Genomic DNA, 11901 nt, shown 5'->3' with positions numbered 1-11901 from the left:
AAACGTCTATATGAGCGCCAAACACGCAATCACGATGACGAGGACGCACCATGGCAGGCCACTCCAAATGGGCCAATATCCAACACCGCAAGGGACGTCAGGACGCCGCGCGGTCCAAACTGTTTTCCAAGCTGTCGAAAGAGATCACGGTCGCCGCCAAGATGGGCGACCCAGATCCCGACAAGAACCCGCGCCTGCGTCTGGCGGTGAAAGAGGCCAAGTCGAATTCGGTGCCCAAGGACGTGATCGACCGTGCGATCAAGAAGTCCGTAGCAGGTGAGGGCGATGAATACGAAGAAATCCGGTATGAGGGCTATGGTCCCAACGGTGTGGCCGTGATTGTTGAAACGATGACCGATAATCGCAACCGTACCGCCTCGACTGTACGTTCGACCTTTTCGAAGAATGGTGGAAACTTGGGTGAAACCGGCTCGGTCGGGTTCATGTTCGACCGCAAGGGCGAAGTTGTGTATCAGGCAGACGCAGGCGATGCGGATACGATTTTCGAAGCCGCGATCGAGGCCGGGGCAGAGGATGTCGAAAGCTCGGATGACGGTCACATCATCTGGTGCGCAGATACGGATCTGAACGATGTGTCAAACGCGCTGGAAGAGGCGCTGGGCGAATCCGAATCCACCAAGCTGGTCTGGAAGCCGACAACGACGACCGAGTTGGGTCTGGAAGACATGCAAAAGCTGATGAAATTGGTGGATGCATTGGAAGACGACGACGACGTTCAGCGCGTGACCACTAACTTCGAAGCGACCGACGAGGTTATGGCGCAGCTCTGATGTATCGGACACACGCCAGATGAACCAAACCCGGCCCAGCGGCCGGGTTTTTCTGTTGCAGCTGCGCGTTTTACACAAGCCTTGGTCCTGAAGCCTCTTGCGATTAAACTCAGATCATTGAGGCTGAAGGACCTGAAAGGCAACCGTAGGCACATCATGCAGAGCATCGCAAATGGCGAGTAAATCGACTGATCCGGCCCGACGAAATGTCCCGGTTCTGGCTAGCCAAAGTATCCTTTCCCAGGTGGCGTGGACTTTGGGCAGCCCGTCTATCGTATTGCCATTCCTTGCGGTCTCGCTGGAGTTACCGATGTTCCTTGCCGGCGCATTGGTGTCGATCCGCATGGTTGGCAGCATGATCTCGGACGTGTTTTTCGCCCGCTCCATTGCTGCGCAGGCGCGGAAGAAACGCGGGATTGCCCTGACCGAGATCGGAATTGGCGGTTGCCTTCTGATGGCCCTTTTGATCGCGGCCACCGGCAGTGTCTCATTGACGGCCATTGCCTTTGTGATCGCCTTTTTCATGATTGGGCTTATTGAAGAAAGCCAATCCCTGATGCTGTCTGACTTGTTGGGCGATCATCTGAAATCGAAATCCCGGATGGTTATCCGTTATCTCCAATTGGGCGCGGGAGGTCTTTGTGCCATCGGCTTGGTGTTGCTGATACACGAGATCACGAAAGAGTACCCGCCATTCTCGCGGCATTCCGCGGTGATTGCGGCCTCGGTCGTGTTTTTCTTGTTTTCAGCATTATGCATTCTCGGCATGGCCGAGATCGCCCCCGATGAGTCCTGTAATGGAAAACCCAAAGGTGCAGGGCGTCAATCGCTGCAGAACATCATCTCCGGCATCGTAAGTATGTTCGAACAGCCATGGTTCCGGCGCTATATGGCTCTGCGGCTTCCTTTGGTTGTCGTGTCGCTGTCGGTTCCGTTTTTTGCGCTCATCGCTGCCGAGGCACATCACAACTCGGCCAAGGGTTTGACGGCCATGATCATCTCATCCGCGTCCGGCTATCTGGTCTCGGCACCCTTGTGGCAACTGGTGAACATGAAATCACACCGTACCGTGATGGTCGCGGGCAACTTGTTGGTCGCAGTGACAGGGATCGTTTTGTTGGCGTTCCACTATGCCGGTATCGATCACGAAGTTCACTTGCACGCCATTGCCCTGTTTGTCGTCTCGGTGGCGACAACTGGAATTTCCAGTGCGCGCCAGCTGTATTTTTTAGATGTTGCGCCCAAGGAACAACGTATTCAGGGCGCAGCAGCCATCAAATCCATCTGCAGACTCGCTGCCGTTGCACTGTCTGCAATTTTGGCTGCGGTTGCACATATGCACGAGGTTGCCGCTGCCATCGTGTTTATCGTGCTGGCCAGCATCTGGGCGGCATTTAGCTGTTACCGCATCGCGAAACCGCAAAAGGCTGCAGAGTCGCAGGCCTAATGTGCCGCTGGCGCGATCAGTTGCTGCGTTGCCGCGCGGCGTACCGCTTGGGTCAAGGGTGCAAGGGCAGGGGCAAGGACGCGCCCGATCTGCCAGGTCAGTTCGATATCGAGCGGCGCATCGGGGATTACTTCGCAGATCTGCCCATTTGCGATCGCTCTTCTTACAAGGCTTTCGGGGTTCATACCCCATCCTAATCCGGCGATTGCCGCGTCAACAAAGGCATTTGTGGACGGCAGAAAGTGAGACGGTGGCGAAAGACGGCTGCCTGTCTGGGCATATATCCAGGATTTCTGCAGATTATCCTTGCGGTTAAAGGTCAAGCAGGGGGCCTGTGCCAGGGATTTGGCGGAAACCCCATCAGAAAACCACCGTTGCATGAAGCCGGGGCTCGCGGTCGGCAAATAGCGCAAAGTGCCCAACGCAATGGCATCGCATCCGGTAATGTTTTGACCACCCACCGTTATCGCCGCACTTACGTCGCCACGCCGCAGCCAGTCAGCCGAATGGTCCTGATCGTCAATTACAAGGTCGAACAGTATGTCTTCGGCGCGCGCCATCGCGTCGATAAACCACGTGGCCAGACTGTCAGCCGGTAGCGCGACGCGAACCCGTACCGGACCTTCACGCTGATCCAAAGTCAGCTCTCGCGCCAGCTTTGCCTCCAACAGGCCGATATCTTCGGCATGACGGGCGATCCGCAGACCCGCCGGAGTGCCGATGCATGGGGTGCCGCGATGAATAAGGGCCGCACCAACACGATCCTCCAGCGCCTTGATCCTCTGCGAAATAGCCGACGGGGTGACGGATAGCTCTGCGGCTGCGGCCTCAAAGCTGCCGTGTCGCAAGATCGCCGCCAATGCTGATAGCTGATGAGGATCGAGGAGCATTAGAGTTACTTAATCTGGGTAATCATCATTAATTTGATAGATTCATACCGGCCATGTAGTCAACGAGCATCGACAGGAGGCTGCATGTTCCCATCAATGATTGCGGGGTTTGCCCTGAGTTTTAGCCTTATATTGGCGATAGGCGCTCAGAACGCCTTTGTTCTGCGCCAAGGCCTGCGGCGCGAGCATGTCTTTGCACTGTGCCTGACCTGCGCAGTGTCTGACGCGATACTGATCGGGGCGGGTGTTGCAGGGTTCGGCACCCTGGCTCAGGCCGCGCCGTGGTTTGAAACGGTGATGCGCTATGGTGGGGCAGTGTTTCTGATTTGGTACGCCCTACGAAGTTTTGGGTCTGCCTGGCAAGGTGGGGCGGTGATGGATACCGCAACAGGGCAGCACACCAGTCTGCGTGCGGCCATGCTGACCGTGCTGGCCTTCACTTGGCTCAACCCCCATGTATATCTGGATACGGTCGTATTGATCGGGTCGATATCGGCCCAATATCCAGATCGCATGGGGTTTGCGATAGGGGCGATGACTTCGAGTTTCGTTTTCTTCTTTTCGCTCGGCTACGGTGCCAGAGTGCTTTCACCGATTTTTGCCCGCCCGCGCGCATGGCAGATTCTTGATTTTATCATCGGAATCGTGATGCTTATGATCGCGTTGAAACTTGTTATCATGTGAAGGGTTGTCCCGGATCAGAATTCGGTGTTCAACCGTTTGTATGACCTCACCTAATGATCAGCACCGCCCGCTTGTTGGCATGTTTTGGATGCTTGCGGCCGGGCTGTCCTTTGTGGGCATGAATGCGCTGGTGAAGGTGCTGGGAACCAGCATGAACCCCATTCAAGCGGCATTCTTGCGCTATGTCCTGGGTCTGGTGTTTCTTTTGCCCGCAATCCGGGCGATCCTCGGAACTCCATTGACCCCGCGCAATCTAACGCTGTTTGGACTACGCGGAATGGTCCACGCCATCGCCGTCATGCTGTGGTTTTTTGCGATGACGCGCATCCCCCTCGCCGAGGTGACCGCGATGAATTACATGACACCTATCTACGTCACGGTGGGTGCGGCACTGTTCTTGGGTGAAAAGCTAGCTTTTCGTCGTATCGCCGCGATTGGGGTCGCTGTGATCGGAGTAGTGATCATCCTGCGCCCGGGCTTTCGCGAGATTTTGCCCGGTCACATAGCGATGCTGGGGGCTGCACTAGCGCTTGGTGGTTCCTATCTGCTGGCCAAAGTGATGGTCCGTGATATCCGTCCCTCAGCCGTTGTTGCCCATCTTTCGATATGGGTCACCATCGCGCTTATCCCTTTCGCCGTCGCGGTTTGGGAGCCGCCCAGCCTGCGCGATCTTGGTATACTTTTCATCGTCGCCAGCTTTGCGACTGCGGGGCACTATTTCATGACGCTTGCATTGCAGGCTGCCCCGGTGGCCGTGACCCAGCCGGTGACGTTCCTGCAGCTGATCTGGGCCACTTTGCTCGGCGCTTTGGCCTTCCATGAACGCATCGACATCTGGGTAATTGCAGGAGGCACTCTGATCCTGGCTGCCGTCAGCTTCATCACCTGGCGTGAAGCCGTGCTGAGCCGTGGCGGCACACCGCCGCAAGGTTCTGAGACCCCACCGGCGAAACCAAGAACCGTTATTGATTGACGAGTCAATAAAAACCGCTTAGCCTTCCTTGCACTCAGGTATGGCGAAGAGGCGAAGATGCCAAAACTCGGAATGGAGCCGATCCGGCGGGACGCGATCGTCAAGGCGACGATCGCCGAGCTTGGCGCGCAAAAATCCCTTGATGTCACCGTTAGCCAGATCGCCAAACGCGCAGGTATGTCCAGTGCATTGGCGCATCATTACTTTGGGGGCAAAGAACAGATATTCCTAGCCGCGATGCGGCGTATCCTGACGGATTTTGGATCTGAAGCGCGCGCACAACTCAGCACGGCAGATCCGGAAGAGCGCGCACAGGCCATCATTCGCGCCTGTTTCGCGCCATCATGTTTCACACCGGATGTTATCGCAGCTTGGATGACTTTTTATGTTTTGGCGCAAACCAACGATGATGCGCTGAGGCTCTGGCAAATCTATCAGGCACGCATCCGCTCGAACCTGATCCATGCGTTGCGCCCACATATGAGTGACCCGAGCGAGGCTGCCGAAGGTATGATCGCGCTGATCGATGGTTTGTACATCCACTCTGCACTGAATTCCCCACAAGAGCCGCAGCGGGCAGTCACCCATGCGCTGCGGGTACTGAGAGTTTTCCTAGAGGCCGAAAAATGACAAAGCCGAATATTCTGATCCTGATGGTGGATCAGCTCAACGGGACCCTCTTCCCCGACGGTCCTGCAGAATGGTTGCATGCGCCGAACCTGAAGAAGCTGGCGGCAAGATCAACGCGTTTCGCAAATGCCTACACTGCCTCGCCGCTCTGTGCTCCGGGACGTGCGAGCTTTATGTCGGGTCGACTGCCATCGCGCACTGGCGTCTATGACAACGCCGCCGAGTTCAGCAGCGATATCCCGACCTATGCCCACCACCTTCGTCGTGCAGGATATTACACCTGCTTGTCCGGCAAGATGCACTTTGTTGGCCCAGACCAGTTGCACGGGTTCGAAGATCGTCTGACTACTGATATCTACCCGGCAGATTTCGGTTGGACGCCGGATTATCGTAAACCCGGTGAGCGCATCGACTGGTGGTATCACAATATGGGCTCGGTCACTGGGGCAGGCATTGCCGAGATTTCCAACCAGATGGAATATGATGACGAGGTCGCTTATAACGCCAAGGCCAAGCTATATGACCTTGCACGCGGCAAGGATGATCGCCCCTGGTGTGTGACCGTCAGCTTCACGCACCCACACGATCCTTACGTGGCGCGACGCAAGTACTGGGATCTGTATAAAGATTGTGAGCATCTTGAGCCACAGATCGCGGATCTGGGATATGACAATCAGGACCCGCATTCCAAACGTATTTTCGATGCCAATGACTGGCGCAGCTTCGACATAACGACCGAGGATATTCGCAAATCCCGTCGCGCCTATTTCGCCAATATCTCATATCTGGATGACAAGATCGGTGAGATACTGGAGGTTCTGGAAACGACGCGTCAAGAGGCGATCATACTGTTCGTGTCCGACCACGGCGACATGCTGGGTGAGCGCGGGTTGTGGTTCAAGATGACTTTCTTCGAAGGCTCTTCCCGCGTGCCGCTCATGATTTCGGCCCCCGATCTTCCAGTTGGTCGCATCGATACACCAGTTTCGACGATCGACGTGACACCGACGCTTGGTACGTTGGCGGGCGTCGATATGGCTGAAATCTCACCTTGGACGGATGGTGAGGATCTTGTGCCTTTGGCAAAGGGCACAGACCGAACCGCGCCGGTTGCAATGGAATATGCCGCCGAGGCCTCATACGCTCCTTTAGTCTCTTTGCGTTATGGCAAGTGGAAATACAATCGCTGTACATTGGACCCCGATCAACTGTTCGATCTCGAGGCTGATCCGCATGAGATGGAAAATCTCGCTGGCCTGCCCGAACATGCAGGCACCTTGCAAACACTGCGTGCTAAATCCGAGGCGCGATGGGATTTGGATCGCTTTGATGCCGATGTGAGGGCCAGCCAAGCCCGGCGCTGGGTGGTTTACGAGGCATTACGGCAGGGTGGCTATTATCCTTGGGATTACCAGCCTCTTCAGAAAGCGTCTGAACGGTACATGCGCAATCATATGGACCTGAACGATGTCGAGGATAGCCAGCGTTATCCGCGTGGCGAGTAATCCTTTACATTTTTGAAATTGCACCCGTCGGAAGTGCGGAGATTTTTCGTCGAAAAATCTTGCCCCGAAGGTGAACGGAGACACGAATATGGAAGCAGATTTTGTCATTGTTGGCGCCGGTTCTGCTGGTTGCGCGATGGCTTACCGTCTGAGTGAGGCCGGAGCTTCGGTTCTGGTGATCGAGCATGGCGGCACTGACGCCGGACCCTTCATCCAGATGCCTGCCGCCCTAAGCTATCCGATGAATATGTCGCGATATGACTGGGGCTACAAATCCGAGCCCGAACCGCATCTGAACAATCGTCAACTTGCTTGCCCCAGAGGCAAGGTGATCGGAGGGTCGTCTTCGATCAATGGCATGGTCTATGTGCGCGGTCACGCTCGAGACTTTGACACCTGGGCCGAGATGGGTGCAGATGGATGGTCTTACGCAGATGTGCTGCCGTACTACAAACGCATGGAAACCTGGCATGATGGTGGCCATGGCGGTGATCACACTTGGAGAGGTACGGATGGACCTCTGCACGTGTCGCGAGGGCCTCGTGAAAATCCGCTGTTTAAGGCGTTCGTCGATGCAGGTCAGCAGGCTGGATATGAGGTCACTGGCGACTATAACGGTGAGAAACAAGAAGGTTTTGGGCCGATGGAGCAGACCGTCTGGAAAGGACGGCGCTGGTCGGCGGCGAATGCGTACCTTAGGCCAGCGCTCAAGCGGCAAAACTGCGAAATCATCCGGGGTCTTGCGGCGCGCGTGATTATTGATTCTGGGCGCGCATCCGGGGTCGAATTGATACGGGGTGGCAAACGGGAAGTGATCACAGCGCGGCGCGAGGTTGTATTGGCGGCTTCGTCTATCAATTCGCCTAAGTTGCTGATGCTTTCGGGGGTTGGACCCGCGGCGCACCTGGCTGAGCACGGTATCAAAGTGGTCGCCGACCGCCCTGGCGTCGGCGCCAATCTGCAGGATCACCTAGAACTTTATATCCAACAGGCCTCGATACAACCGATCACGCTATACAAGCATTGGAACCTGATCAGTAAGGGGATGATCGGGGCGCAATGGTTGTTTACCAAAACCGGCCTTGGCGCATCGAACCAGTTTGAAAGCGCCGCCTTTGTGCGTTCGAAACCGGGTGTGGAATATCCTGACATACAATATCATTTTCTGCCGATGGCGGTTCGCTATGACGGGCAGGCGGCAGCCGAAGGGCACGGATTTCAGGCGCATGTGGGGCCAATGCGGTCGCCCTCGCGCGGCGCTGTGACTCTGCGATCTGCCAAAGCCGAAGACGCGCCGGTGATCCGGTTCAACTACATGAGCCATGATTCGGATTGGGAAGACTTCAGAACCTGCATTCGCTTGACCCGAGAGATCTTTGGACAGCAGGCGTTCAAACCCTTTGCCGGTAAAGAGATCCAACCGGGGGCGGAGGTTCAGTCGGACGATGAGCTAGATGCCTTTATCGCCGAGCATGCCGAAAGCGCCTATCACCCTTGCGGGACTTGCCGCATGGGCCGTGCGGATGACAAGGATGCCGTTGTCGACCCGCAAGGGCGTGTGATTGGGGTGGATCGATTGCGCGTCGCCGATAGCTCGATTTTCCCGCAAATCACCAATGGCAATCTGAACGCGCCGTCGATCATGGTGGGTGAAAAGATGTCGGACCATTTGCTGCAGAAAGACCCTCTGCCCAAAGCGAACGACCAACCCTGGATAAGTCCGAGATGGGCAACGGCACAGCGCTGACACATCCAAAACCCACGGCGTGCATTTATACTGAAAGCTGGTTGATTGCGCTCGGAATTTGATCGGCGTCAAAGCGGAGTGCGACAGTCATGTTTAGCCTTGGGATGTAACGCTGAAACAAGGAGCCAACTGGATGTCTCATACCCCGCATGAACTGGCTGAAGAGTTCCCCGACAAGCTCGAAGTGATGAGCCAGCTCAAGCAAACGGATGCGCATTTTGCCCGACTTGCGGATGAGTATCATGAGGTCAACCGCACCGTGCATCGGGCTGAAACCAATGTTGAGCCGATGGAGGAATTGGCCGAGGTTGATTTGCGAAAGAAACGCGCGGCGCTCAAGGACGAGATCTGGGCGATCTTGTCAAAAAGCTAAGGATTAGGCGGGGGCTCTGCCCCCGGACTCGCAGGATATATATGGCCAGATGAAGGTCAGGTGACCTCATAAGGCAGGGTGCCGCGGCTATGGGCGTCGATGGTCAGGCGGCGCTCTAACGGTGGGACCGATCTTTGGTGGCAGGTCTGGCGCTCGCAGATGCGGCAGGATATGCCGATGGGCTCGTAAGCGCTCGCGTTGTTTATGTCGAGATTATCGGCGTAGACCAATGCTTCGGCATGACGAACCTCACATCCCAAGGCGATGGCATAGCGGCGGACAGGAGCACCGAACGAGCCTCCGGATTTTGAAACATCACGAGCCAATGAGATATAGCGGACGCCATCCGCTGTCTCGGCTAGCTGTTGCAGGAAATGACCCGGGGTCTCGAATGCCCGGTGGACATTCCAGAGTGGGCAGGCGCCGCCGAAGCGGGCGAATTGAAGCCGCGTGGCTGAATGTCGTTTAGTGATTGTGCCCGCCTGATCCACGCGGACGAAGAAGAAGGGAATTCCTTTTGCACCGGGGCGCTGTAGCGTGGACAGGCGGTGCGCCACCTGTTCAATCGACGCCCCGAACCGGTTGCTGAGCAGCTCCAAATCGTGCCGATAGTCCTGCGCTGCGGATAGGAAAGCGCCGTAAGGCATCAGCGAAGCCCCGGCAAAATAGTTGGCGAGGCCAATCTTGGCGATGGCGCGGGCCTCATCGCTTTGGAAACGGGCGAAATCTAGCGTTGCTTCAAGCAGCTTATCCTGACTGATCAACGCCACCTGCAGCAGCAGTTGGAAGACCTGCGTTTGTGGTGCAGCGCGCGAGGAAAGGCGCAGGGTTTTGTCACCAGCATTGTAGCTGCGTAAGGTTTCTGTGTCGGCGAAAGTGACGTGAATGCCGCGTTCTGACAGGCTGTTCAGGGCGACTTGCCGAATATCGCTGGTTTCATCGGCGCGGCTGGCGAAGCGTTCGGCGGCGCGGTCAACGGCGTCAATATAATTGTCGCAGTAGTGAAAGAAATCGCGCACCTCTTCCCATGGGCTGGCCTGAATACGGGCATCCTCGCGGCCCAATGCCTCGTCGAGCGAGGCGAGGCGTTCATGGGTCTGGCGATAGGCGCGGTGTAACTCGATGAACGCGCGTGCAAGCGCGGGCGCATTTGAAGCGGTGAGCCTGAGATCAGCCAGAGGGGGCGCCGTTTCGGCGAACACCGGATCGGCCAGTGCTTCGCGCATATCCGAAACCAATCGTTCGCTATCCCCTGTGCTGAGTTCGGTCACATCCATACCAAACTCTTGCGCTAGTGCCAGAACAACGGTCGTCGAAATCGGCCGGTTGTTATTCTCCATCTGGTTCAAATAGGGCAGTGAAACGCCCAGTTTTGCGGCGAAATCCTTCTGCGTGAGGGTCAGGCGTGTGCGCATTTCGCGCAGCTTGGCGCCAGCGTATAATTTCTGAGTGGCCATGGCGGTTCTTTGCAGCTTTACTGAATCTGCAGGCTAACTTTGCAAACCCTGTCGCGCAAGCCGTCTACAGACCCAATTGCCGTTCGCGCCAGATAACAACGCTGATTGCGCAGATTGCCAGGGCGGCGGTTGCCAGCATCAGCCAAAGCAGAGGCATCGCGCCTGTCTCATGCGTCAGCAATGCGCCCGCCAATGCGCTGAGTGCCGCGCCGCCGCCCAACATGATCGCACCGCTCAAACCAGAGGCAGTAGCCGCAAGATGCGGGCGGACCGAAAGCGATCCGGCGGTTGCATTCGGGATCGCCATGCCGTTACCCAACCCGACGAAGGTCATCAGGCCAAAGAAGCTGAGCGCCGTTCCCAAATCCACTAGGAACAACAAAGCTGATAGGGCCACGCCAATTGCATTCAGCCAGCATCCCCAGCGCACCATGCGGTTGACGCCGAAGCGAACCGAGAATCGACCGCTGATGAAGTTGCCGAAGAAATAGCCAATCGCAGGCGCACCAAAGTAGATGCCGACCTCGGCGGCTGTCATGCCGAACACTTCGGTCCCGATAAATGGTGCGCCCCCGAGATAGGCAAAGAACGCGCCTGAAGAGAAAGCTGAGGACAGGGAATAGCCCCAGAAGCGGGGTGATCTCAGCAATTCAGGATATTCGCGAAATTGCTGCATCAGTGTTTTGCCGCTTGCGGCTGCGGTTTCGCCAAAATCTTGGTAGGTCAGCACCAACGCTAGCGCCGCAAGGGCAAAGGGTAGCCAGAAATTGGCTTTCCAGCCAAAAGTTTCTTCGAGAAGCCCGCCAACTGCAGGGCCGATCATCGGGACAACTGCCATTCCCATGGTGACATATCCGAGCATCGAAGCAGCCTGGTCCTGTTCGTACATGTCCCGCACAGCCGCACGACTTAAGACAATACCAACGACAATGACGGCCTGAAACATTCTGAAAGCCAGAAAGGTCTCGACATTTGGGGCGTATATACACCCCAGCGTTGCCAGCAAAAAAAGGGCGAGTCCCCACAGCAGTACAGGCCGACGTCCGGCCTTATCGGCGATGGGTCCTATTAAGATTTGCAGTGCCGCGTTGACCAGAAGATAAAGCGCGATCGAAAGTTGCATCACCTTGTAATCAGTCTGAAAATACGTCGCCATAAAGGGAAGGCTGGGCAGATACAGATTCATGCTCAGCGCCGACAATCCTGACAACAAAACGAGTGTTGCAAGCGTGGGGGGCGTGCGGCTGACAGAGGGTGAACTGAACTGCATGGTTTACCTTTAGACCCTGATCGCGCGAAATGCCATCGGCAGTTTGGCTTGTTGTGTTAATTAACAGATTTGCAGTTATCTCAAATAGTGTTGCCAAATATTTGCAAATTTGCCGAAAACTTCTTTGGCCGCCG

The 11901-nt window shown here is 56.2% G+C and carries 11 protein-coding genes; 8 read left to right on the top strand and 3 right to left on the bottom strand.

The features are described 5' to 3' along the window. Positions 1 to 50: 50 nt before the first annotated feature. Positions 51 to 791 (top strand): YebC/PmpR family DNA-binding transcriptional regulator, encoded by a 741-nt coding sequence (locus ACR0A1_RS08670; RefSeq protein WP_170392173.1) that lies wholly within the window; start codon positions 51 to 53, stop codon positions 789 to 791. 172 nt (positions 792 to 963) lie between these two features. Next, on the top strand, positions 964 to 2238 hold the full coding sequence (locus ACR0A1_RS08665) for an MFS transporter (RefSeq protein WP_480503498.1): 1275 nt from the start codon (positions 964 to 966) through the stop codon (positions 2236 to 2238). On the opposite strand, the gene ACR0A1_RS08660 is transcribed toward ACR0A1_RS08665, so the two are convergent. Further along, complete coding sequence (locus ACR0A1_RS08660; protein ID WP_170392170.1) at positions 2235 to 3128, bottom strand: LysR family transcriptional regulator ArgP; 894 nt, start codon at positions 3126 to 3128, stop codon at positions 2235 to 2237. The two genes, ACR0A1_RS08665 and ACR0A1_RS08660, sit on opposite strands and share 4 nt — an antisense overlap. 84 nt (positions 3129 to 3212) lie before the next feature. On the opposite strand from ACR0A1_RS08660, the gene ACR0A1_RS08655 reads away from it, so the two are divergent. The 6 genes from ACR0A1_RS08655 to ACR0A1_RS08630 all read left to right on the top strand — a co-directional run bounded on the left by ACR0A1_RS08655 (position 3213) and on the right by ACR0A1_RS08630 (position 9040). Beyond that, positions 3213 to 3812: a LysE/ArgO family amino acid transporter gene (locus tag ACR0A1_RS08655; protein WP_480562391.1), complete on the top strand. Its 600-nt coding sequence runs from the start codon at positions 3213 to 3215 to the stop codon at positions 3810 to 3812. A 40-nt stretch (positions 3813 to 3852) separates the two neighbouring features. Next, positions 3853 to 4785, top strand: a complete 933-nt coding sequence (locus ACR0A1_RS08650) for a DMT family transporter (RefSeq protein WP_170392166.1) — start codon at positions 3853 to 3855, stop codon at positions 4783 to 4785. 57 nt (positions 4786 to 4842) lie between these two features. After that, the gene (betI, locus tag ACR0A1_RS08645; protein WP_170392164.1) at positions 4843 to 5415 is read left to right on the top strand and encodes a choline-binding transcriptional repressor BetI; all 573 of its coding nucleotides are present in this window, start codon (positions 4843 to 4845) and stop codon (positions 5413 to 5415) included. Continuing rightward, positions 5412 to 6920, top strand: coding sequence for a choline-sulfatase (gene betC / locus ACR0A1_RS08640; RefSeq protein ID WP_480867093.1), 1509 nt, complete (start codon positions 5412 to 5414; stop codon positions 6918 to 6920). The genes betI and betC overlap by 4 nt, the downstream gene beginning before the upstream one ends. An 88-nt stretch (positions 6921 to 7008) precedes the next feature. Continuing rightward, positions 7009 to 8667, top strand: a complete 1659-nt coding sequence (betA, locus tag ACR0A1_RS08635; RefSeq protein ID WP_480867091.1) for a choline dehydrogenase — start codon at positions 7009 to 7011, stop codon at positions 8665 to 8667. A 133-nt stretch (positions 8668 to 8800) separates the two neighbouring features. Further along, on the top strand, positions 8801 to 9040 hold the full coding sequence (locus ACR0A1_RS08630; protein WP_170392158.1) for an HP1242/YdcH family protein: 240 nt from the start codon (positions 8801 to 8803) through the stop codon (positions 9038 to 9040). Between the two features lie 56 nt (positions 9041 to 9096). Here ACR0A1_RS08630 and ACR0A1_RS08625 read toward each other — a convergent pair whose 3' ends face one another. Beyond that, a complete protein-coding gene (locus tag ACR0A1_RS08625; RefSeq protein WP_480867089.1) occupies positions 9097 to 10497 on the bottom strand; it encodes a helix-turn-helix domain-containing protein in 1401 nt (466 codons plus the stop codon). A 64-nt stretch (positions 10498 to 10561) separates the two neighbouring features. Next, positions 10562 to 11767, bottom strand: coding sequence for a multidrug effflux MFS transporter (locus ACR0A1_RS08620; RefSeq protein ID WP_170512337.1), 1206 nt, complete (start codon positions 11765 to 11767; stop codon positions 10562 to 10564). Between the last annotated feature and the right edge of the window lie 134 nt (positions 11768 to 11901).

The sequence above is a fragment of the Ruegeria sp. D6 genome, from assembly GCF_056534365.1.
This window is presented reverse-complemented; position numbering and strand designations above follow the sequence as displayed.